22 protein-coding genes are annotated in these 22,127 nt (G+C 65.7%); 14 read left to right on the top strand and 8 right to left on the bottom strand.

The features are described from left to right. Genes QA635_RS39750 through QA635_RS39735 form a run of 4 tightly spaced genes read left to right on the top strand, consistent with a single transcriptional unit; the run spans position 1 to position 3,651 of the window. On the top strand, positions 1 to 1,074 hold the full coding sequence (locus tag QA635_RS39750; RefSeq protein ID WP_283065419.1) for an ABC transporter ATP-binding protein: 1,074 nt from the start codon (positions 1 to 3) through the stop codon (positions 1,072 to 1,074). Beyond that, on the top strand, positions 1,071 to 1,268 hold the full coding sequence (locus QA635_RS39745) for a hypothetical protein (protein WP_283065418.1): 198 nt from the start codon (positions 1,071 to 1,073) through the stop codon (positions 1,266 to 1,268). Before QA635_RS39750 ends, QA635_RS39745 begins: the two co-directional genes overlap by 4 nt. Beyond that, positions 1,265 to 2,677 carry an amidase gene (locus QA635_RS39740; RefSeq protein WP_283065417.1) on the top strand — a complete coding sequence of 471 codons (1,413 nt, stop codon included), beginning with the start codon at positions 1,265 to 1,267 and terminating at the stop codon, positions 2,675 to 2,677. The genes QA635_RS39745 and QA635_RS39740 overlap by 4 nt, the downstream gene beginning before the upstream one ends. Further along, positions 2,674 to 3,651 carry an ABC transporter ATP-binding protein gene (locus tag QA635_RS39735; protein WP_283065415.1) on the top strand — a complete coding sequence of 326 codons (978 nt, stop codon included), beginning with the start codon at positions 2,674 to 2,676 and terminating at the stop codon, positions 3,649 to 3,651. The genes QA635_RS39740 and QA635_RS39735 overlap by 4 nt, the downstream gene beginning before the upstream one ends. On the opposite strand, the gene QA635_RS39730 is transcribed toward QA635_RS39735, so the two are convergent. Continuing rightward, positions 3,648 to 4,556, bottom strand: coding sequence for a LysR substrate-binding domain-containing protein (locus tag QA635_RS39730; protein WP_283065414.1), 909 nt, complete (start codon positions 4,554 to 4,556; stop codon positions 3,648 to 3,650). The two genes, QA635_RS39735 and QA635_RS39730, sit on opposite strands and share 4 nt — an antisense overlap. A gap of 109 nt (positions 4,557 to 4,665) precedes the next feature. On the opposite strand from QA635_RS39730, the gene QA635_RS39725 reads away from it, so the two are divergent. From QA635_RS39725 to QA635_RS39715, 3 genes are all read left to right on the top strand, one after another. Continuing rightward, positions 4,666 to 5,460 (top strand): acyl-CoA thioesterase domain-containing protein, encoded by a 795-nt coding sequence (locus QA635_RS39725; protein ID WP_283065412.1) that lies wholly within the window; start codon positions 4,666 to 4,668, stop codon positions 5,458 to 5,460. A 149-nt stretch (positions 5,461 to 5,609) separates the two neighbouring features. Continuing rightward, positions 5,610 to 7,361, top strand: coding sequence for a type I secretion system permease/ATPase (locus tag QA635_RS39720; RefSeq protein WP_253625132.1), 1,752 nt, complete (start codon positions 5,610 to 5,612; stop codon positions 7,359 to 7,361). After that, entirely contained in the window at positions 7,358 to 8,668 is a 1,311-nt protein-coding gene (locus tag QA635_RS39715; RefSeq protein WP_076832588.1) for an HlyD family type I secretion periplasmic adaptor subunit, read from the top strand. The genes QA635_RS39720 and QA635_RS39715 overlap by 4 nt, the downstream gene beginning before the upstream one ends. 108 nt (positions 8,669 to 8,776) lie before the next feature. Here the strand turns inward: QA635_RS39715 and QA635_RS39710 are convergent, their stop codons facing one another. After that, on the bottom strand, positions 8,777 to 9,259 hold the full coding sequence (locus tag QA635_RS39710; RefSeq protein ID WP_283065410.1) for a CinA family protein: 483 nt from the start codon (positions 9,257 to 9,259) through the stop codon (positions 8,777 to 8,779). Between the two features lie 167 nt (positions 9,260 to 9,426). Here QA635_RS39710 and QA635_RS39705 point away from each other — a divergent pair, with 167 nt between their 5' ends. From QA635_RS39705 to QA635_RS39690, 4 genes are read left to right on the top strand one after another with little or no spacing between them, the layout of a single operon-like run. Then, on the top strand, positions 9,427 to 10,503 hold the full coding sequence (locus tag QA635_RS39705) for an amidohydrolase family protein (protein ID WP_283065409.1): 1,077 nt from the start codon (positions 9,427 to 9,429) through the stop codon (positions 10,501 to 10,503). Next, entirely contained in the window at positions 10,500 to 11,609 is a 1,110-nt protein-coding gene (locus QA635_RS39700) for an amidohydrolase family protein (protein ID WP_283065407.1), read from the top strand. Before QA635_RS39705 ends, QA635_RS39700 begins: the two co-directional genes overlap by 4 nt. Positions 11,610 to 11,662: 53 nt before the next feature. Then, entirely contained in the window at positions 11,663 to 12,076 is a 414-nt protein-coding gene (locus QA635_RS39695) for a Rieske (2Fe-2S) protein (protein ID WP_016846808.1), read from the top strand. Positions 12,077 to 12,127: 51 nt separating this feature from the next. Beyond that, entirely contained in the window at positions 12,128 to 12,703 is a 576-nt protein-coding gene (locus QA635_RS39690) for a class I SAM-dependent methyltransferase (RefSeq protein ID WP_283065402.1), read from the top strand. Positions 12,704 to 12,742: 39 nt separating this feature from the next. On the opposite strand, the gene tcuB is transcribed toward QA635_RS39690, so the two are convergent. The 4 genes from tcuB to QA635_RS39670 form a co-directional block, all read right to left on the bottom strand. Next, the gene (tcuB, locus tag QA635_RS39685; RefSeq protein WP_283072089.1) at positions 12,743 to 13,846 is read right to left on the bottom strand and encodes a tricarballylate utilization 4Fe-4S protein TcuB; all 1,104 of its coding nucleotides are present in this window, start codon (positions 13,844 to 13,846) and stop codon (positions 12,743 to 12,745) included. Between the two features lie 16 nt (positions 13,847 to 13,862). Then, positions 13,863 to 15,263 (bottom strand): FAD-dependent tricarballylate dehydrogenase TcuA, encoded by a 1,401-nt coding sequence (gene tcuA, locus QA635_RS39680; RefSeq protein WP_425249105.1) that lies wholly within the window; start codon positions 15,261 to 15,263, stop codon positions 13,863 to 13,865. Between the two features lie 128 nt (positions 15,264 to 15,391). Then, positions 15,392 to 16,702, bottom strand: a complete 1,311-nt coding sequence (gene tcuC / locus QA635_RS39675) for an MFS transporter (protein WP_016846804.1) — start codon at positions 16,700 to 16,702, stop codon at positions 15,392 to 15,394. Positions 16,703 to 16,979: 277 nt separating this feature from the next. Beyond that, positions 16,980 to 17,879 (bottom strand): transcriptional regulator GcvA, encoded by a 900-nt coding sequence (locus QA635_RS39670; protein WP_028336584.1) that lies wholly within the window; start codon positions 17,877 to 17,879, stop codon positions 16,980 to 16,982. A 118-nt stretch (positions 17,880 to 17,997) separates the two neighbouring features. Between QA635_RS39670 and QA635_RS39665 the strand changes: the two genes are divergently transcribed. Next, complete coding sequence (locus tag QA635_RS39665; protein WP_028339130.1) at positions 17,998 to 18,201, top strand: DUF1127 domain-containing protein; 204 nt, start codon at positions 17,998 to 18,000, stop codon at positions 18,199 to 18,201. Positions 18,202 to 18,270: 69 nt separating this feature from the next. Beyond that, the gene (locus QA635_RS39660) at positions 18,271 to 18,894 is read left to right on the top strand and encodes a GNAT family N-acetyltransferase (protein ID WP_168858646.1); all 624 of its coding nucleotides are present in this window, start codon (positions 18,271 to 18,273) and stop codon (positions 18,892 to 18,894) included. A 366-nt stretch (positions 18,895 to 19,260) separates the two neighbouring features. On the opposite strand, the gene QA635_RS39655 is transcribed toward QA635_RS39660, so the two are convergent. Beyond that, positions 19,261 to 20,091 carry an oxidoreductase gene (locus QA635_RS39655; protein ID WP_283065396.1) on the bottom strand — a complete coding sequence of 277 codons (831 nt, stop codon included), beginning with the start codon at positions 20,089 to 20,091 and terminating at the stop codon, positions 19,261 to 19,263. Positions 20,092 to 20,212: 121 nt separating this feature from the next. Between QA635_RS39655 and QA635_RS39650 the strand changes: the two genes are divergently transcribed. Then, a complete protein-coding gene (locus tag QA635_RS39650) occupies positions 20,213 to 21,100 on the top strand; it encodes a LysR family transcriptional regulator (RefSeq protein ID WP_283065394.1) in 888 nt (295 codons plus the stop codon). 191 nt (positions 21,101 to 21,291) lie between these two features. Here QA635_RS39650 and QA635_RS39645 read toward each other — a convergent pair whose 3' ends face one another. Continuing rightward, a complete protein-coding gene (locus QA635_RS39645; RefSeq protein ID WP_225163312.1) occupies positions 21,292 to 22,122 on the bottom strand; it encodes an enoyl-CoA hydratase in 831 nt (276 codons plus the stop codon). Between the last annotated feature and the right edge of the window lie 5 nt (positions 22,123 to 22,127).

The following is a 22,127-nucleotide window of genomic DNA, read 5'->3' as shown; positions in this document are numbered from 1 at the left end:
ATGAGCGACGCCAATCTCTCCGTCGATATGCTGGAGCCGGTCGCCGACCTCGGCGGCGCCGCGCAGCCGCTGCTGCAGGTCAAGGGACTGACCAAGCATTTTCCGGTGCGCGGCGGGCTGTTCAGCCCGCGCAAGACCGTGCGCGCCGTCGACGACGTCACCTTCGCGGTCATGAAGGGCGAGACCGTCGGGATTGTGGGCGAATCCGGCTGCGGAAAATCGACCACGGCCCGGTTGTTGATGCACCTGATGGCACGCGATGCCGGCGACATCATCTATGACGGCCGGCAGGTCGGTCCGTCGCTCTCGCTGCGCGATCTGCGGCGCGGCGTGCAGATGGTGTTCCAGGACAGCTACGCCTCGCTCAACCCGCGCCTCACCATCGAGGAATCGATCGCCTTCGGGCCAAAGGTCCACGGCATGGCCGACGACACGGCGCGGACGCTGGCGCGCGAATTGCTCGGCAAGGTCGGCTTGCGGCCGGAGATTTTCGCCAACCGCTATCCTCACGAGGTGTCCGGCGGCCAGCGTCAGCGCGTCAATATCGCGCGTGCGCTGGCGCTGTCGCCGCGGCTTGTGATCCTCGATGAAGCGGTGTCCGCGCTCGATAAATCGGTCGAGGCCCAGGTGCTCAATCTGCTCGCCGACCTGAAGCGGGAATTCGGCCTGACCTACCTGTTCATCAGCCACGATCTCAACGTCGTCCGCTACATCTCCGACCGCGTGCTGGTGATGTATCTCGGCGAGGTTGTCGAACTCGGCCCGGTCGATGCGGTCTGGGACGCGCCGGCGCATCCCTATACCCGCGCGCTGCTGGCGGCGATGCCGTCGTCCGATCCCGACAAGCGCACCGAGGTGCCGCCGATCTCGGGAGATCCGCCCAATCCGATCGATCCGCCATCGGGCTGCCGGTTTCACACCCGTTGTCCATTTGCGGAGCCGCTCTGCGCAAACGACACGCCAAAACTCAGCGATCTCGATACAATGGGCCATCAAGCGGCGTGCTACATGGCCATTCCTGGCTCGGGGCACAGCCGCGCGCCGGCAAAAACAAAAGGAGAAAACACGGCATGACCAGACCCACGGCCAAAGATGTCAAGGTGATCGCGCACGTCGCCGACGTGCCCGCCGACGACGAAGTCGCCACCCGGATCGCCAATTCGATCGGGCCGGCATTCGACGGCTTCGCACCGATCTCCGGCACGCTGCCCTTCGATCTTGAACCCGCGAGCTTCCTGCTGGCGCAGATCGCAAAGGTGTCGAAATGAGCAGCGAACCGGCCCTGATGACACTGACCGCGGTCGCCAAGGCGATTGCCGACAAGAAAGTTTCCTCGCATGAGGTGACGCGCGCCGTGCTGCATCGCGTTGCGGAATGGCAGCCGCGCCTCAACGCCTATATGGCGGTCGAATCCGAGCAGGCGCTGGCCGCCGCCACCGAGGCAGATACCGCGCTCGCCAGGGGCAATAGTCGCGGCGCGCTGCACGGCGTGCCGCTGGCGCACAAGGACATGTATTATGACGCCGGTAAGGTCGTGACCTGCGGCTCGCTGATTCGCCGCGACTTCGCGCCGAAGACGACCGCGACCGCCCTGCAGCGGCTGAAGGATGCCGGACAGGTCCGCCTCGGCTCGTTGCAAATGGTCGAGTTCGCCTATGGGCCGACCGGCCACAACGTGCATTACGGCGCGGTGCGCAATCCCTGGAACACCGAGCACATCACCGGCGGCTCGTCGTCGGGCTCGGGCTCGGCGGTCGCCGCGCGGCTCACCTTCGCCGCGCTCGGCTCCGACACCGGCGGCTCGGTGCGCATGCCGGCGCATTTCTGTGGCGTCACCGGCCTGAAGACGACGGTCGGCCGCGTCAGCCGCGCCGGTGCGATGCCGCTGTCGCAGTCGCTCGATACCGTCGGCCCACTGGCGCAGACCGCGGAGGACTGCGCGCTGCTGCTCGGCCTGATGGCCGGGGCGGACCCGGAGGACCTGACAGCGTCGACGCAGCCGGTGCCCGACTACTTGGCCGCGACCAAGCAGTCGCTGAAGGGTCTGAAGATCGGCGTCCCGACGGCGTTCTATGTCGACGACCTCGACCCTGAGGTGGCGCGTATCCTCGACGAGACTATCGCCACCTTGAAGAAAGAGGGCGCCGAGATCGTCAAGGTCGAACTGCCCGATCAGCGCCAGCTCTCCTCGGCATCGCAGCTGGTGCTCGCGGTCGAGGCTGCCGCCTTCCACAAGCGCTGGATGATCGAGCGGCCGCAGGATTACGGCGCGCAGGTCTTGATGCGGCTGCAGAACGGCCTGACCATTCCGGCGGTCACCTATCTCGAGGCGATGCGCTGGCGCGGACCCGCGCTCGCCGCGCACAACGCGGCGGTCAACGGGATCGATGCGGTGATCGCGCCGTCGTCGCCGGTGCCGGCGCCCACGATTGCCGAGAGTGATGTCGGCAATGGTCCGGGCGCCGACGCGGTGCTGCAGCGGCTGACGCGCTTCACCCGCCCGGTCAACTATCTCGGTCTGCCGTCGCTCTCGATTCCCTCCGGCTTCACCAAGACGGGTCTACCGGTCGGCATGCAACTGATTGGTCGCTCCTTCGAGGAAGCGGTTCTGCTCCGGATCGGCGCCGCGTTCCAGCGCGCCACCGATTTTCACGCCAGGGTGCCCAAGCTCGCATGACCAACCTCGTCGAGATCAACAACCTCAACATCCGCTTCACCGGCGATCGCACGGTCCATGCCGTGAACGATCTCAGCCTGTCGCTCGGCGAGGGCGAGGTGTTGGGGCTGCTCGGCGAGTCCGGCTCGGGCAAGAGCGTGACGCTGCGCGCGTTGATGCGGCTGTTGCCGAAGAAACGCACGCAGATCTCCGGCAGCGTCAAGGTGCTGGGCCAGCAGGTGCTGGCGATGGACGATGAGGCGCTGTCCGCGTTCCGCGGCCAGACCGTCTCGATGATCTTCCAGGAGCCGGCGCTGGCGCTCGATCCGGTCTACACCATCGGCCGCCAGATCGCGGAGACGGTGATGCGCCACGAGGGCAAGAGCGAGCGCGAGGCCACGGCCCGCGCGCTCGAAATGCTCGAGGTGGTGCGGATCCCCTCCGCGAAGCGGCGGCTGGACTCCTATCCGCACGAAATGTCGGGCGGGATGCGCCAGCGTGCGATGATCGCGCTGGCGCTGGCTTGCAAGCCGAAGATCCTGCTCGCCGACGAGCCGACCACGGCGCTCGATGCCACCGTCCAGATTCAGATCCTGCTGCTGCTGCGCGAGCTGCAGCGCGAGTTCGGCATGTCGGTCATCTTCGTCACCCACGACATTGGTGTCGCGATCGAGATCTGCGATCGGGTCGCGGTGATGTATGCCGGCCAGATCGTGGAGCAGGGCGCCTTGCGCGACATCGTGCGCTCGCCGGTGCATCCCTATGCCAAGGGCCTGCTGGCCTCGACCATTCACGGCGCGATGCGCGGCCAGCGGCTGGAAACCATTCCGGGCACCCCGCCCTCGCTCGATCATGCGCCGGCCAGTTGCTCCTTTGCACCGCGCTGCAAGTTCGCTGAGCCGCGCTGCAGCGAGAGCCTGCCACCGAGTGTGCAGGTCGCTCCCGGCCGCCTGGCACGGTGCATCCTGGCCGAGCCGGCGTCCGCCACGGTTTAGCTCGCGCGCGCCACCGCGTCCGTGATCCAGCGCCGCACCGCAGCGATGCGGCGGTCCCGCGCCTGCTCGGTGCGGGAGACCAGGTAAATCGTCTCACTGTGCGCCGCCTCGAACGCAAACGGCGCCACCAGCCGCTTGCCGAAGCCCGGCCGCGCCTTGATCAGCGGTGCGATCGCAATCGCGACGCCGAGCCCGTGTTCGGCGGCCTCCAGCATCGCCGGCACGCTGTCGAGCCACAGATGTCCGCGCGGAGCGAGATTCGGCAGCCCGGCCTCCCTCAGCCAGGCCGGCCACGCCCGCGGCTGCGTCGTGACATGGATCAGTACCTCGCGCGACAGGTCCGCTGGGGTCCGAAGACCAGCCTTGACCAGTGCCGGCGTGCAGACCGGCATTCCTTTGACCTGTACCAGCGGCTCGACCTTCAACCCGGTGGCATGTTCCCGCCCGTAGCGGATCGCGACATCGACGCGCGACCCGTTGAAGTCGGCATGTTGGTGGGTGGCTTCGATCCGTAGCGTCAGTTGCGGATGGCGCAGCTTGAACTCCGGCAGCGCCGGCAGCAGCACGGCACTGGTGAAGAACGGCAATGAGCTGATCCAGAGCTCGCTGCCGGCCTCACCGCGTCGCCGCAGCATGTCACGGCTCGCCTCCTGCAGTGTCGCCAGCGCGGCCGACACTTTTGCAAGGTAGCGCTCGCCGTCGTCGGTCAACCGCACCTGGCGCGCGCCGCGGACGAACAGCTTGGTGCCGAACTGCTCTTCCAGTCCGCGGATCTGGTGGCTGATCGCCGACGGGCTCAGCGACAGGTCTCGCGCGGCGCGCCGGAAGCTGAGTTGGGTGGCCGCGCGCTCGAAGGCGAGCAGCGCCGGCAGCGGCGGTATCACCCGCGGATCGGGGGCATCCAATGGGTGAATCTTGCTCACCTGAAGTGATGAATGGCCTTTTGTCATGGCCGCTATTCTTGGATCAGATTGGCCAAACGCTCAATCCTGCTCATCTCAGGGATCATTCGCCTTGGCCATCTTCGAACCGCTCGCCACGCCCCATCACTGGAAGCCCGCGGCGCTGGCGGCCGGGCCGTTCACAGGTCTCCAGGGCGGGGCGGTCGCAAGCCTGCTGACCGGCGAGGTCGAGGCCATGGCCGGCCTGCGCAACTGGGGCACCGCGATCTCGGCAGCGGCCTGGTTCCTGCGGCCGACGCCAATGGCGGAACTGCGCACGCACGTTACCGTGGTGACCGAAGGCGGCCGGGTCAGCGTCGTCGACAACACGCTCTGGCCGGCCGGCGAGGAGCAACCCTGCGCGACGGTGCGCGTGACGCTGTCGCGCGAGCGTGCCGTCGAGGTCCCGGGGTTTTACGGGAGCGCAGCCGATCCGGTGGATCCCACGGCATTTCCGTTGCGCAACCTACACGCCGTCCATGGCTGCAGCTGGTTCATGGATGCGATGGAAGCCCGTGCCGGCGGCGATACCGCCTGGTTTCGCTTGCATCACGCCGTCATTGCGGACGCCGGCCCGCTGGCGCGGGTGCTCGGCCCGGCTGATTGGACCCACGGCATCGCGCGCCCGGTCCAGAACGTGGTGGCCGACCCCAATCCGAACCTCGCGGTGCAGCTGTTCAGGCCACCGCGAGGCGCCTGGATCGGCGTTCGCGCCGATGCGCGCTGGCGCCCGGAGGCCGGGCTCGGCGTCGGCAGCGGGGTGTTGCTCGATGTGGATGGCGAGATCGGCCGGGTCTCGATGTCGGTCATTCTCGTGCCGCTTCCGGGAAGCGCGCCCGCGCAGGGCCAGGGTTCCGCCGCCGGTTAACCCTAATTTATTCCGTCAACTGTCGGTGCGATCACAAAATGAGGCCGCGAACCATGCTTTGGTTCACGCGACTTAAATGGACGGTGGTCGCAAACGTCTATACAACGTGGTGATCACGTAACTCTTTTGTTTTGCAGAGATCAGTTTTTATGGCAGCCGCGCCCGCTGTCCGGCGTTCCGAACTGGCTGAGGCGCTGCGCGCTTGCCGCAGCGCCTTTATCGGCGTCGGCCTTATCAGTTGCATGATCAACCTGCTCTACCTGACAGGTTCGATGTTCATGCTGCAAGTCTACGACCGGGTGCTGCCGAGCCGCAGCGTTCCGACCCTGGTCGGCCTCGTGGTCATCGCCGCGGTCCTCTACATGGCTCAGGGCGTGCTCGACCTGCTGCGCGGACGGATCCTCGGCCGCGTCGGCACCTCGCTCGACGAAGCGCTCAATGCGCGGGTGTTCGACACGGTCGTGCGGCTGCCGCTGATGGCCGGCAATCGCAGCGAAGGCCTGCAGCCGCTGCGCGACCTCGACAATGTGCGCTCCTTCCTCGGCAGCATGGGTCCCGGCGCGTTCTTCGATCTGCCCTGGCTGCCGTTCTACATGGTGATCTGCTTTGCCTTCCATTGGCTGCTTGGCGTCACGGCGCTGATCGGCGCCGTCATTCTGGTGACGCTGACGCTGATCACCGAATACTTGTCGCGCACGCCGGCCAAGGAAGCGATGACGCTCGCGGCGCGGCGCAACGATCTTGCCGCCTCCAGCCGCCGCAACGCCGAGGTGCTGGTGGCGATGGGCATGGCCGGCCGCATGAACAGGCGCTGGAACGAGGCCAACGAGGAATATCTGTCCGGCAACCAGCGTGCGAGCGACGTCACCGGCGGGCTCGGCGCGGTCGCCAAGGTGCTGCGCATGATGCTGCAGTCCGCCGTGCTCGCGGTCGGCGCCTATCTCGTGATCCATCAGGAGGCCACCGGCGGCATCATCATCGCCGGCTCGATCCTGAGCGCGCGGGCACTGGCGCCGGTCGATCTTGCGATCGCGCATTGGAAGGGCTTCGTCGCCGCGCGGCAGAGCTGGCAGCGGCTCAACCGCCTGCTGCAGCAAATTCCGGCGCGGCCCGAGCAGACGCTGTTGCAGGCGCCGGAGAAGAAGCTTTCGGTCGAGGCCGTGACCATGGTCGCGCCGGGCGACCAGCGCGCCATCGTGCAGGACATCACCTTCGCCGTCGAAGCCGGCAGCGGCGTCGGCGTGATCGGCCCGAGCGGCTCCGGCAAGTCGTCGCTGATCCGGGCGCTGGTCGGCGTCTGGATGCCGGCGCGCGGCAAGGTACGGCTCGACGGCGCCGCGCTCGACCAATGGTCGTCCGACCAACTGGGGCGCCACGTCGGCTATTTGCCGCAGGACGTCGAACTGTTCGCCGGCACGGTCGCGCAGAACATCTGCCGGTTCGATCCCGACGCCAAGTCCGACGGCATCATCGCGGCGGCCAAGGAGGCCGGCGTGCACGAGATGATCATCAAGATGCGCGAGGGCTACGACACCCAGGTCGGCGAGCAAGGTACCGCGCTCTCCGCCGGCCAGGCGCAGCGCGTGGCGCTGGCGCGGGCGCTGTACGGCAATCCGTTCCTGATCGTGCTGGATGAGCCGAACTCCAATCTCGACAGCGAAGGCGACGAGGCGCTGACCCGCGCGGTGCGCGGCGCCCGCGAGCGCGGCGCGGTCGTCATTGTGGTTGCGCACCGGCCGATCGGCATCGAGGGCGTCGACCATCTGCTGGTGCTGAAGGACGGCCGCATGCAGACCTTCGGGCCGAAGGAGGCCGTGCTCGCGCAGGTGCTGCAGCGTGCCGCGCCGCCGGTGCCGACGCCGATCAAGATCGTCGCGGATGCGGGAGCCGCCAAGTCATGACCGATCAACCGCGCAACGCCCATCGCTCGATCCGCAAGCATCTGATCGTCGGTCTCGCCGTGGTTCTGGTTCTCGGCGGGGGCGTCGGCGGCTGGGCCGCAACGGTGCCGATCTCGGGTGCGCTGATCGCGCCGGGCTCGGTGGTGGTCGAATCCAACGTCAAGAAGGTGCAGCATCCGACCGGCGGCGTGGTCGGCGAGGTGCGGGTGCGCGACGGCGACGTGGTCAAGGCGGGCGACATCGTCGTGCGCCTCGACGAGACCGTCGTGAAGGCCAGCCTTGCGATCGTGGTCAAGACGCTGAACGGTCTTTATGCGCGCGCGGCCCGGCTCGAGGCCGAGCAGCAGGGCCGCGACAAGATCACCTTCCCGCCGCAGCTCCTCGAGCAGGCCAAGGATCCGGACGTTCGCGACATCATGGCCAGCGAAACCAAGCTGTTCGAGGTCCGCGTCAACGGCCGCACCGGCCAGAAGGCGCAGCTGCGCGAGCGCGTTACCCAGCTCAACGAGGAGATCTCCGGCCTGCAGGCGCAGGAGAGCGCCAAGGACAAGGAGATCGCGCTGGTGCAGCAGGAGTTGGTCGGCGTCCGCCAGCTCTATGAGCAGCATCTGGTGCAACTGACGCGCCTGACCACGCTCGAGCGCGACGCGGCGCGGCTCTCCGGCGAGCGCGCGCAGTACATCGCCTCGCGCGCGCAGGCCAAGGGCAAGATCACCGAGACCGAGCTGCAGATCATCCAGGTCGACAAGGATATGCTGGCAGAGGTCTCGAAGGACCTGCGCGAGACCAACGACAAGATCGGCGAGTTCGTCGAGCGTAAGGTGACCGCCGAGGACCAGCTTCGCCGCATCGATATCCGCGCGCCGCAGGACGGCGTGGTGCTGCAGTCGACCGTGCACACCGTCGGCGGCGTCATCACCGCGGGCGACGCCATCATGATGATCGTGCCGAAGGCCGACGATCTGTCGGTCGAAGCCAAGGTCAATCCGCAGGACATCGACAAGCTGCAGGTCGGACAGAAAACCGTTCTGCGGCTCTCCGCCTTCAACCAGCGCACCACGCCGGAGCTGAACGGCGTCGTCACCCGCGTCTCCGCCGACGTCACCACCGACCAGCGCACCGGGCAGAGCTATTACACCATCCGCGTCTCGATGCCGCCGGAAGAAGTGGCGCGCCTCGGCAGCGAGGTGAAGATCATCCCGGGCATGCCGGTGGAAGCCTTCGTCCAGACCGGCGACCGCACCATGCTGTCCTACCTGATGAAGCCGATGAGCGACCAGTTCATGCGCTCGTTCCGCGAGAAGTGAGCCGCGCGCTGCTCTTGTAGCCCGGATGAAGCGCAGCGAAATCCGGGAACAGTCGCTCAGCGGATGAAGTCGTCCCGGATTGCGCTTCGCTTCATCCGGGCTACGAAGTCACCGTTCCAGATTCTTCAACAGCAGCTCCAGCGCCGCCTTCGCAAATGCCTGCATGTTCGCCTGCCGGTCGCCGCTCGCGGTCTCCAGCGTGATCACCTGCTGGCGGGGGCCTGCGACCGCCATGCAGCTGTGGCCGGCGGCATCGCCGTAGCGGTTGCCGGTCGGGCCGGCAGCACCGGTCTCCGACAATCCCCAATCGGTCGCGAGGCGCTCGCGGATCTGCCGCGCCAGCAATTGCGCGTAGGGTTCCGATGCCGAGCGGATGCCGCGCATGGCGTCGTCGGGAATGTCCATCAGCGCACGCCGCGCGTCGCGGGTGTAGATCACGCCGCCGCCGAGGAAGTAGGCCGACGCGCCGGGAACCGCGAGCAGCGAAGCGGAGATCAGTCCGCCGGTCGAGGATTCCGCTACCGCAATCGTCTGCTTGTTCGCGATCAGTTTTGCGGCGACCTGTTCGGCGATGGATGTGAGCGCGTTCATCGGCCTTCTTTGCTTGCCATGAAAATCCCGTGGGGCGTCCTGCCTTCCTAGCACAGCACGCAGGCCCTTGCCGAGTTGCAGGCCGCGGCATGGCCTGATTGAATGCAAGACAAGAACCAAGCGCCGCCCGACAAGCTTGTCGTGAGGGCGTGCGCGGAGGAAACATCATGACGTCGCCGATCGCGGGCGGCGTGGATTGCGATCTGCATCCCGCCGTACCTCACCTCACCAGCCTGCTGCCGTACATGAACGACTACTGGCGCGACCAGGTGACGACGCGCGGCATGACCGACCTGATCTCGCAATCCTATCCGACCAATTCGCCGATCTCGTCGCGGCCGGACTGGCGTCCGGCGCAAGGCAAGCCGGGCTCGAGCCTTGCGGACATGCAGCGCCAGGCGCTCGACAGGTTCGGCACGGCCTACGGCATCTGCAATCCGCTCTATGGCGTGCAGATGGTGTTCTCCGAGGACATGGCCGATGCGTTCTGCCGCGCGCTGAACGACTGGCTGGTCAAGGAATGGCTCGACAAGGACGATCGCCTGCGCGGCTCGATCGTGATCCCGGTGCAGAGCATCGAAAAGGCGGTCGCCGAGATCGAGCGCTGTGCGCAGGACAAGCGCTTCGTGCAGGTGTTGATGCTGGTGATGGGCGACATGCCGCTTGGCAAGCGGCACTACTGGCCGATCTACGCCGCGGCGGAACGGCTCGGCCTGCCGGTCGGCATCCATGCCGGCAGCGCCTATCACAATCCGCCGACCTCGGTCGGCTGGGGCTCCTATCACATCGAGGATTATGTCGCGCAGGCGCAGGCGTTCCAGACCCAGCTCACCAGCCTGATCGTGGAGGGCGTGTTCGCGCGCCATCCGAACCTGAAAATGGTGATGCTGGAGTCCGGCTTCACCTGGCTGCCGCCATTCCTGTGGCGGCTGCAAAAGTTCTGGCGCGGCGTGCGCATGGAGACCCCGTGGGTCGACCGCGCGCCGCTGGAGATTGTGCGCAGCAACATCCGCTTCTCGCTGCAGCCGGTCGATGCGCCGCCGGACGGAGACACGCTGAACCGCCTGTTCGACCATATGCAGTCGGACGAATTGATCCTATTCTCGTCAGATTATCCGCATTGGCAGTTCGACGGTGACGAGGTGCTGCCGCACGGGTTGTCGCAGGATCTGGTACGCAAGATCATGATCGATAATCCGCATGCGACCTATGGCCGGCTCAAGGTGAAGGAGATGACGCCATGAACATCCAGCTCCGCGAGCGTCCCGAAACCGCATCGCCGACCAGCATCAAGACCGCGATCGCCGACTGCGACATCCATCCGGCCCGCGCCACCAAGGATGAATTGTATCCTTATCTCGAAAAGCGCTGGCATGCGCATCTCGAGACCTTCGGCGTCCATGCCTATCAGGGCATGATAGGAGGCCCGCCCTATCCGAAGGCGCAGCCGAATGCGTCGCGCCGCGATGCCTATCCGCCGGAAGGCGGCCCGCAGGGCTCGTCGCTGTCCTTCATGCAGAAGCAGCACCTCGATCCCAACAATGTCGCGCTCGGCGTGCTCAACCCGCTCAACACCGGACAGGGCATCCGCAACCAGGATCTCGCCGGCGCGATCTGTTCGGCAATCAACGACTGGCAGATCGAAAAATGGACCAGCAAGGATTCCCGCCTGAAAGGCTCGGTCGTCGTCGCCAATGAGGATGGCATGTCGGCCGCCGCCGAAATCCGCAAGCGCGCGGGCGACACAAATTTCGTCCAGGTTCTGCTGCTCAGCCGCAATGTCGAGCCGCTCGGCCAGCGCCGTTACTGGCCGATCTATGAGGCGGCACAGGAAGCCGGCCTTCCGATCGGTGTGCACGCCTTCGGCTTCGGCGGCAACCCGATTACCGCGTCGGGGTGGCCGAGCTACTATATCGAGGAGATGGTCGGGCATTCGCAGTGCCAGCAGACCGCGCTGGCGAGCCTCGTGCTCGAGGGCGTGTTCGAGCGCTTCCCGAAACTGAAGATGGTGATGGTCGAGGCTGGCTTCGGTTGGGCGCCGTCGCTGGCCTGGCGGCTCGACAGGGTGTTTTCGCGGCTGCATGCCGAGGTGCCGCATCTGAAGCGCAAGCCGTCGGAATATATCCGCGACCACATCTGGTGGACGACGCAGCCGATGGAGGATCCGGAGAGCCGCGACCATCTGTTCCAGACCATCGAGTGGATCGGCTGGGACAGGCTGCTGTTCGCGACCGATTACCCGCATTGGGATTACGACGAGCCGTCGCGCGTGCTGCCGGCCGGCGTCAGCGATGCCAATCGCCAGGCGTTTTATCTCGACAACGCCAGGCAGCTGTACGGTATCGCATGATCCGAAAAAGTTGGAACCGGTTTTTCGAATCAGATCATGCGTGAGAACGATTGATGGCGCGGCACGTGATAGCCCCAGTGGACGAGCTGCCGCCGGGTTCGCGAAAATTCCTCGAGATCGATGGGCGGCCGATCGCCGTCTTCAACGTTAAGGGCGAATTCTTCGGCCTGCTGAACCGCTGCCCGCATCAGGGCGCGGCGCTGTGCGAGGGGCCGCTGATCGGGCTCGCCTCATCGTCCGATCCCGGCGAGATCGAATACACCAAGCTCGGTGAGATCCTGCGCTGCCCCTGGCACGGCTGGGAGTTCGACATCCGCACCGGCCAGTCCTATTGCGACCCGCGCCGCTTCCGCGTGCGCGCCTATCCGGTCAGCGTCGAGCCGGGCACCAATGTGGTGAAGGGACCGTATGTCGCCGAGACCATCAAGGTCGCGGTGGAGAGTGACTACGTGGTGGTGGATTTGTAGCCGCGACCGTCCCGAAATCCTGTTCACCGGAGATGGTAATCGGTGAGCGTCATGCAAAGCATCCTCTTGCGTGCGTTTGGCCGTCCTCGGGGCCTCCTGGGGAAGCTCGGCGGCATGATCATGGCGCGCACCAATGCAGATTGCGGCGCGTGGGTCGCAGATCGTCTCGAGGTCGGACCTGACGACAGCGTGCTCGAAGTCGGGTTTGGTCCGGGCGTCGTCCTTCAACGCCTGTCGACATTGGTGCCGGCGGGACGCGTCGCGGGCATCGATCCGTCGCAGGAGATGGTCGGGCAAGCTCGAGCCCGGAACGCGGCCGCGATCGAGGATGGTCGTGTCGAGCTTCGGCTTGGCCCCGTGGAGCGTATGCCATTCGATGCGGATAGCTTCGACAAGGTGCTGGCGATCAACTCGATGCAAGTCTGGCCGGACGCCATTGCCGGGCTACGGGAGGTCCGGCGCGTGATGAAGCCGGGCGGCGGGATCGCACTCGGCTTTACGCGTTACTCCGGACAGCCCAAGGAAGGGGTCGCTGAAAAGCTGGCAGCAGCCGGCTTCACGAGGGGTCACCTTGTTGAGACGGATGAGTGGTTCTGTGCCCTGGCGACGAAGCCCGATGCAGAATGATTTCGTAAGCCGGGCTTACGCTGCGCTGCCCACCACCATTCATTCCGCCATCATCTGCCGTTCGCGCGCATAACGCACCAACGCGACGAAGCGGTAGATGCCGTGCACGAATTTGCCGTAGGGCATGGTGATGAACAGCGCGAACACCACGCCGAGATGCAGCGCCAGCAGCGGGCCCATCGCGGCGGTCTCGCGCCACAGCAGCAAGGCGAGGCCGGTGATGCTGGTCAGGAACAGCATCAGGATGAATGCGGTGTCCATGCCCATGCGCTGCTCGTCGACCAGCACGCGGTCGCGCTTCCATTTCTCCGACAGGAGTCCGAGCGGACCGACCACGAGCCCGATGCCGCCGAGCGTGCCGAGCACGACGGGCAGGTCCCACCACGCATAGGGCGCCTCGCGCGCCAAGAGGTAATGATACAGCGTGCCGACGCAGGTCGCGGCGAAGCACAGGATGAAGCCGTAGAAGGTGAAGTGGTGATACAGCTTGCGGCGGTCGGTCGGCTGGTAGTCCTCGTTGAAGCAGCCGACACCGCCGCCGTCGAGATAGCGCAGCTCGCCGGCGTCGCGGATCGCCTGCAACAGCGCCTTCGCATCCGTCGTCATGCCGACCGGCTCGCCGATGTCGCGCCAGAACGCGCGCACGCCCATCACCAGCGCCAGGATCGCGTAGAGCAGGGCGGCGCCGAACAGCAGCGCCATCGCATTGTGCGGCATCAGTTTGTAGAACGCGCCGGGACCGGTGTGGATGCCGGTGAGCACGCCGCGATCATTGACTGCGGCGAAGCCGAAGATGAAGGCGGCGACGCTGAGCGCTGCGATCAGGCTGATGACGAGGCCGTTGCGCGCGAATGCGCCGGCAAAGGCGCGCGGCCAGGCATAGGCGGCATAGGATTCGGCGCGCGCGACCGCCAGCGTCTTCGGCACATTGACGTTGAATTCGTGCGGCGGCGAGAACTGGCAGTCGGTGTAGCAGGCGCCACAGCTATGGCAAAGGTTGGCGAGGTAGTTGAGATCGCCGTCGGAGAAGGCGCGACGCATCTCCATCGCGGGAAACACCGCGCACAGGCCCTCGCAATAGCGGCAGGAATTGCACACCGTCATCAGACGGTCGGCTTCCTGCAAGATCCTCGTCCCGTGCATCGCGTCAGTCTCGCCTTCAGTTCCGCGCATTCTTGGCTGCTTCCCGGCCGGCGACGCGACCGAACACGCTGCCGATGGTCATGCCGATGCCGGCGGCATAGCCCTTGCCGAGCACGTTGCCGGCCATGATCTCGCCGGCCGCGAACATGTTGGCGGACGGCTTGCCGTCCTTCATCAGTATCCGCGCCTCTCTGTTCACGCGGGTGCCGAGATAGGTGAAGGTGATGCCGGGCCGCACCGGATAGGCGAGATAGGGCGGCGTCTCGATCCGGCGCGCCCAATGCGTCTTCGGCGGCGCGATGCCTTGGGTAGCGCAGTCGTCGAGGATGGTGTGGTCGAAGGTGCCGGGCTGCACTGCGGCGTTGAACTCGGTGATGGTCTTTTCCAGCGCGGCTGCGTCGAGCTCGAGCTTGCCGGCGAGCTCGGCAATCGTCGCGCCCGCGATCGGCGGAAACAGCGTCGGCATGAAGCTCGTCACCACGGTCGAGTCGAAGATGATGTAGGCGATCTGGTCCGGCTGCGCGGCGACCAGGCGGCCCCAGATCGCATAGCGCTTCGGCCAGATGTCCTCGCCCTCGTCGTAGAAGCGCTCGGCATGCTTGTTGACGACGATGCCGAACACCACCGAGTCGTGACGCGTGATGATGCCGCCGTCGAATTTCGGCGCGCGGGCGTCGATCGCCACCGCATGGCATTGCGTCGGATCGCCGATCTCCTGCACGCCCTTCGCGAGCAGCATTTTGAGGATCGCACCGCGATTATAGGGCGTGCCGCGGATCAGGAAATTGTCGGCCGCGTCGCCCCAGGATTCCTTCAGCCATTCGATGTTGGCCTCGAAGCCGCCGGCGGCCGCGACCAGGGTCGAGGCGCGGACTTCGGTCTTGCCGCCGACCGGCTGCTTCAGCTGCGCCGAAAGGAACATGCCGTCCTCGATCGCGAGGTCGATGACCTCGGCATCATAGAGGATGTCGACGCCGAGTTCCTCGGCGGTGCGATAGAGCGCGTTCAGCATCGCGCGGCCGCCGCCGAGGAAGAACGAGTTGGTGCGGCCAAGGCTCAGCGTGCCGCCGAGCGACGGCTGCCAGCGCACGCCCTGCTCGACGATCCAGTTCAGGATGTCCTTGGACTCGTGGATCATGAAGCGGGCCAGTTCCTCGTCGGTCTGGCCGCCGGTCACCAGCAGCAAATCCTTCCAGAACTCCTCCTCGGTGTAGGGACCGGTGAGGATCTCGGTCGCCGCGTCATGAGCGCAGCGCATGTTGCGGGTGTGGCGGGTGTTGCCGCCGCGATAGAATTTCGGGGCGCCTTCCAGCACCAGGACGGAAGCGCCGGCGCGCCGTGCGCTGATCGCAGCGCACAGCGCGGCGTTGCCGCCGCCGATCACCAGCACGTCGAACCTGCGCGTCAGATCAACCATGCGCTCTTGTTATCGTTGTTGGCATGGAAAGCAACACGGCCGGGCGCATGAGCATGATCCGGAAAAGCGTGTCGCGATTTTCCGGAGAAGTCATGCCCAGCGAGCCCGCCCGGCCGCGAAGTGGAATATCAGGCCGCAACCGTCTCGCGCTGCTCGATGGTCTGGCCGCCACGATAGACGATCAGCGCGGCGACGATGCCGAGAGCTGCGGCGCACATCAGCCAGTAGCCGGGCGAAGCCTTGTCGCCAGTTTGCTGGATCAGCCAGGTCGAGGCGAACGGCGTGAAGGTGCCGAACAGCCCGGCCGCCAGCGCAAAGGCCAGCGAGAAGCAGGTGGTGCGGACGTGCGCCGGCACGATCTCGACCAAGCAGCCCAGCATGGTGCCGCTGTAGACGCCGAAATAGAACGAGAACATCATCTCGACCGCCAGCATCTTGCCGAACGAGGGATTGGTCACCAGCCAGTGCAGCGCCGGATAGGCCGTGATGAGGGACAGGCCGGCGATCGCCAGCAGCACCGGCTTGCGGCCGATCCGGTCGGACACCGCGCCGCCGACCGGATTCCAGATGAAATTGGTCACCGCAACCAGCAGCGTCACCAGCAGCGCATCCTGGGTCGAGAGCTTCAGCACGGTCTTGCCGAAGGTCGGCGTATAGACGGTGACGAAGTAGAAGGTGGTGGTGGTCAGCACCGCGATCATCATGCCGAGCACGACGATGCGCCAGTTCGCGATCGCCGAGGCGAACACCTCGCTTGCGGTCGGATGCTTCTTCATCGCGAGGAACGCCGGGGTCTCCTCCAGCGTCCGGCGCAGGAAGAAGATCACCGGGATGATCAGGCAGCCGACGAAGAACGGGATGCGCCAGCCCCAGGAGGCGACGGTCGCGGCCGGCATGCTCTCGCTGAGGACGAAGCCGAGGATCGAGGCGACGAAGATCGCGACCTGCTGGCTCGCCGACTGGAACGAGGTGTAGAAGCCGCGATTGCCGGGCGTGGCGATCTCCGCGAGATAGACCGAGACGCCGCCGAGCTCTACGCCGGCGGAGAAGCCCTGGAGCAGGCGCGCGATCAGCACGATGATCGGCGCCGCAATGCCGATGGTCGCATAGCTCGGGCAGAGCGCGATCACCACGGTGCCGATAGCCATGATCGACAGCGTCACGATCAGGCCCTTGCGGCGGCCGATGCGGTCGATATAGGCGCCGAGCACGACGGCGCCGACCGGGCGCATCAGGGCGCCGAGCCAGAACACGCCGAACGCGTTGAGCAGCGCCGCGGTCTCGTTCTCGGAGGGGAAGAAGGCCTTCGCAATCGCCTGGGCGTAGAAGCCGAACAGGAAGAAGTCGAACTGCTCGAGGAAATTGCCGCTGGTCGCGCGCAGGATGGCGCCAAGACGCGATTTGATCTGCGGGACTTGCGATGAACTCGACTGCGACATAACGCCCTTTCCTCCCCGTGACGAAACGGCCGGCGCAAATTGTCTCGCCGGCCAAAGCAGTTAACTGCCATGTGCGGCAATTTGGCACGCCTGTCCGGCGCGACCAACCCGAAATCACGCGGGGGGCTATGGGAAAAAAGCCGTAGGTGGAAACCGCAGGGAGCGTCTCGAGCGAAGGGGATGCCGCTTCGCGCGAAGAAACCTTGTCAAAACAACGATCTGGCGCTTGGGCTCAGGTCCAATCAGAACCGAAGCTCCGGCCGGCGCGTGCGCTGCATCAAGGCGCGGCGTGCGCCGTTGTGCCGAGCCAGCTCCGGAACGCGGAGAGCTTTGGCGTATCGGCGCGTCCCTGCGGCGAAACCAGGTAGAAGCCGGCGTCGGCCGGCAGCGCAATCTTGAAGGGAACCACGAGGCGACCCTTGGCGATGTCGTCCTGTACATAGGAGGTGCGGCCCATCGCGATGCCGATGCCGTCGATCGCGGCCTGGATCGTCACGAACAGCAGGTCGAAGGTGACGCCGGGCTGCTTGGAAATATCGGTCGGCAGCCCCGCCGCGGTCAGCCACAGGCGCCAGTCGTCGCTGTTGGCGTTGCTGGTGTGCAGGAGCGTGTGATCCCTGAGGTCTTCAGGGCATTTCAGCGGCCTGGTTCCCTGCAGCAGCGACGGGCTGCACACCGGAAACAACTCATCCGCCATCAACCAATCGGCACGCAGGCCCGCCCATTGGCCGCGGCCATAGCGGATCGCCGCATCGACCTTGTCGCGCTGGAAGTCGACCAGGCTGGTCGAGGTGGTGATGCGAACGTCGATGCCGGAATGCGCCTCCTGGAAGGCCGACAGCCGCGGCAGTAGCCATTTGGCGGCAAGCGATGCCAGCGTCGAGACCGTCAGCACGTGATCGTCGTCCCTGCGCAGCAGGCGATCGGTGGCGAGCCTGAGGTCGTTGAAGGCGGCCCGGACGCCGGGAAGGTATTCGGCAGCCTCCGGCGTCAGGCTCAGCGAGCGGTTTTGGCGGACGAACAGGCGGACGCCGAGCTCCTCCTCCAGCCGCCGGATCTGATGGCTGATCGCGGTCTGCGTCACGTTCAGTTCGGACGCCGCCAGCGTGAAGCTCATATGCCGCGCGGCGGCCTCGAACGCCCTCAGGCCATTCAGCGAAGGCAGGCGGCTGGTCATCTCTGGGGCGTCTCCAAATACATGACTTTAATTCATGCGAAACGGTACAAAGTGTCGTTTGTGAGCGGGCCGAATAGCCCCGATATTTCCGCCAACAGGTTACCGACAGGAGCCGCAGATGTCCATTTTCACCCATGAATCGATGACAAATCATCATACCCCCGGATTGCTGAACCAGGTCGGCGAGACGCTGCATGTCTGGTGGGAGCGCTACGAGCGCCGTCGCGAGCTGTCGCAGTGGACCGAGCGCGACCTGCACGACATCGGCATGTCCCGCAGCGACATCGTGTTCGAGACCGAGAAGCCGTTCTGGCGGGCCTGAGAAGGACGCCACTGCTGGCGTCGCCTCGATCGGGGGCGCCGGCTAATTTCTTCACCCGAGGAGCGTGTCATGGTTGCGCTGCATCTCGACGATCTCAAGCAATACTCTGACGTGCTACGCGCCAAGAACGGCAGCGAGGTCAAGGTGCGCTTCGTCGAGCCGCGCGACCGCGAGGAGCTGCAGAGCTACATCCGCTCGCTCTCCGCGGGGTCCCGTTACAACCGCTTCCTGGGCGCGTTGAGCGAGCTGCCGAAGACGGAGCTCGAGCGTTTCATCCATGTCGGCGAGGCTGACCGGTTCACGGTGGTCGCGACGATGCTGGTCGATGGCTTTGAGACCATCGTCGGCGAAGCCCGCTACGCCTTCCATGCCGATACGTCGAGCGTCGAGTTCGGCCTGTCGATCGATGACCGGTGGCAGGGCCACGGCATTGGCAAGGCGTTGCTGAAGAATCTCGAATGCCGTGCGGCGTCCTTCGGAGCCGAACGCATCTTCGGCGACACGCTGCGTTCCAATGCGACGATGATCGGCCTCGCCCGCAAGTCGGGCTACGCCTTCACCCAGAGCCCCGGCGACTGGAAGCTGGTGCGCTTCGTGAAAGAGATCCACGTCGAACCGCAAGACATTCCCTGTGCCAGCTGGCGGCTTGCCGCCACTTCCCGCTTGGCCGCGATGTCCTCGCTTGCGGTTTGACTGACTAGGCCCGGTTCTGGCCCCTACAGAACCGGGCCCTTTTCTTTCTGATGCTCCGCCCCCCGTAGCCCGGATGAAGCGTAGCGCAATCCGGGGTCGCTCTACCGCGCGAGACTTGTCCCGGATTTCGCTTCGCTTCATCCGGGCTACGAGCTTCACTTTCTGCTTGCGCCGCTGCCGCCTCTCCCCTTGTGGGAGAGGCCGTAGCGCATGCAGCGTAGCGGAATGCGCTGCGGGTGAGGGGTGCTGCCTCTCGGCAGATTCGCTCTCATGGATAGACCTGAACCCCTCACCCGGAATTCAAGCTGATGCTTGAATTCCGACCTCTCCCACAAGGGGAGAGGTGAAGAGGAGCAAGCGTCACAATCACTCCGTAAAATCCGTCGACGTCGCCACCGTCCGCCATTCCGCGAGCTCCCTCGCGACGAACGCATTCTTGGTCTCGATCCGCTCCACGGTGTCGCTGCCGAGCGGCAGCCGTAGCGGCGGGCTGTCGGCGTTGACGAGCTTGAGGATCGCGCCGGCGAGCTTGCGCGGATCGCCGCGCTGGCCGTGGTTGAAATCGGCGGCGGCGGTGCGGGTCTTGCCGACGCTCGCATGATAATCCTCGATCTGCTGCGCGGTGCGCGACAGCGAACTCTCGTCGAGGAAGTCGGTTCGGAAGAAGCCGGGCTCGACCACCGTCACCTTGATGCCGAGCGGCGCGACCTCGGCGGCCAGCGCCTCGCTGATGCCTTCCACCGCGAACTTGGTCGCGCCGTAGACACCCCAGCCGGGATAGCCGGTGTAGCCGCCGACCGAGGAGATGTTGATGACGTGGCCCGAGCGTTGCCGGCGCATATGCGGCAGCACCGCGCGGCTGACGCCGAGCAGGCCGAACACATTGGTGCCGAACAGCCGCTGGGTCTCCGCGGCGCTGGCCTCCTCGATCGCGCCGAGCAGGCCGTAGCCCGCATTGTTGATCAGGATATCGATGCGGCCGAACTTTTTGACCGCCTCGCCGGCCGCGGCGTGGGCCTCAGCCTCGCTGGTGACGTCGAGCCTTGTGGCCAGCAGCCGCTCATGCTGGCCGAGGCGAGCGGTGACGGTCGCGGGATCGCGAGCGGTGGCCACCACCGCATCGCCGGCCATGAGTGCGGCTTCCGCGATCAGGGCACCGAATCCCCTCGAAGCTCCTGTGATGAACCAGACACGCATGATCTTGCCCTTTCCTGTAAGGCCCGGCGCGGTGCCGGGCTGATGGGCAAAAGGGATATCGCCTCGCCATAGATGAGGTAATCCGCTATGAATTCCTCAAGCTACTGAGAAAAATTCATCAATGCGGATCGATCCGTCCGACCTCGCCACCTTCCTCGCCATCGCACGCCACAAGAGTTTTCGCGCGGCGGCGACCGAGCTTGGCGTGTCCGCCTCGGCGCTGTCGCATGCGCTGCGCAACATCGAGGAGCGGCTTGATCTGCGCCTGATCAACCGCACCACGCGCAGCGTGGCGTTGACCGAGGCCGGGGAGCTTCTGTTCGCACGGATCAGTCCGGCGTTTCGCGACATCGACGATGCGCTGGAGGATCTCAACAATTTTCGCGGACGGCCGGTGGGCACCCTGCGCTTCACCGCGGCGCGCCAGTCGGCGCAACTGGTGCTGCTGCCGATCGTCACGTGCTTCCTGAAGGCGTTTCCTGATATCAACGTCGAGATCATGATCAACGACGCGCTGATCGATATGGTCGCTGCGGGTTTCGATGCCGGCGTGCGGTTCGGCGAGACCATTGCTACCGACATGATCGCCGTGCCGATCGGGCCGCGGCATCGCTTTGCCGTGGTCGGCTCGCCGGCCTATTTCAAGACCCACAAGCCACCGGTGACGCCGCACGACCTGAAAGGCCTGCCCTGCATTCGCTACCGCTTCACCAGCGGGGCGATCTATCGCTGGGAGTTCGAGCGCGGCGGCATCGAGGTCGATATCGATGTCGCGGGGCCGCTCACGCTGAACGATCAGGATCTGATGGTCGATGCGGCGCTCGAGGGGGCAGGGCTGGCCTATGTGTTCGAGGCGCAGGTCGAGGCGCTGATCGCCAAAAGAAAACTGGTGCGCGTGCTGGCCGACTGGTGCCCGGCCTATCCCGGGTTCTTCCTCTATTACCCCAGCCGCCGCCAGTTGCCGGCCGCGTTGCGGGCGTTCGTCGATTTTGCGCGCGGCAGCCCGTAGCCCGGATGAAGCGAAGCGCAATCCGGGGAGACTGCGTCCGCGGTGAGACCGATCGCGGATTACGCTGCGCTGCATCCGGGCTACGAGATCGTCATGCGCGGGCTTGACCCGCGCATCCATCAAACAAAAAGGCGTTCCTTTGCGATGGATTGCCGCGTCAAGCCCGGCAACGACGGGACACTTAACTGGGATCAACTCCCCCGAAACACCGGCTTGCGCTTCTCGATGAAGGCCTGCACCGCTTCCTTGTGATCGGCCGTCGTGGTGAGGCGGATCAGCCGCTCGGCCTCGTGGTCGCGCGCGGTGGCGAAGTCGAACTGCAGCGCCTCGTCGAGATTGTCCTTCATGTAGCGCAGCGCAAGCGTCGGGCCTTCGGCGATCGACTTCGCCAGCGCAAAGGCCTCGTCCTGCAGCGACTCGTCCGGCACCACGCGGTTGACGAGGCCGATCTGCTCGCATCTCGCGGCGTCGACCTTCTCCGAAGTGAACATCAGCTCGCGGGCGCGCGAGGTGCCGACAAGCCGCGTCAACAGCCAGGCCATGCCGTAATCGCCGCTCAGCGCCACGCGCAGGTAACCGGTCGAGATGAAGGCGGATTGCGCCGCGATCCGGATGTCGCAGGCCATCGCGATCGCAAGGCCGGCGCCGACCGCGGGACCGGGAAGGGCGGCAATGGTCGGCTTGCGTACCGAGGCGAGCGCGCCGGTGAGCAGGCGCTGGCGCTCCTGCAAATCCGCGACCTTGTCCTCATAGGACATTTCGAGCTTCTTTTTGTCGCGATGCGCGCCCATGCCCTTGACGTTGCCGCCGGCGCAGAACGCCTTGCCGGCGCCGGTGACGAGCAGCACGCCGACCTCGGGATTCTCGCCGCAGGTCCTGATCATCGTGCGCAACGCCGGCGTCAGCGTGTCCGACAGCGAGTTGCGGGCGTCCGGGCGGTTCAGCGTGATGACGGCGACGCGATCGCGGATCACGCAGAGCAGTTCGTCGGTGCCGGTCTCGATCTTGATTTCAGCGGTCATGTCGT

Origin of the sequence: Bradyrhizobium brasilense (genome assembly GCF_029714345.1) — a bacterium.
Taxonomy (GTDB): Bacteria; Pseudomonadota; Alphaproteobacteria; order Rhizobiales; family Xanthobacteraceae; genus Bradyrhizobium; species Bradyrhizobium australafricanum.
This window is presented reverse-complemented; position numbering and strand designations above follow the sequence as displayed.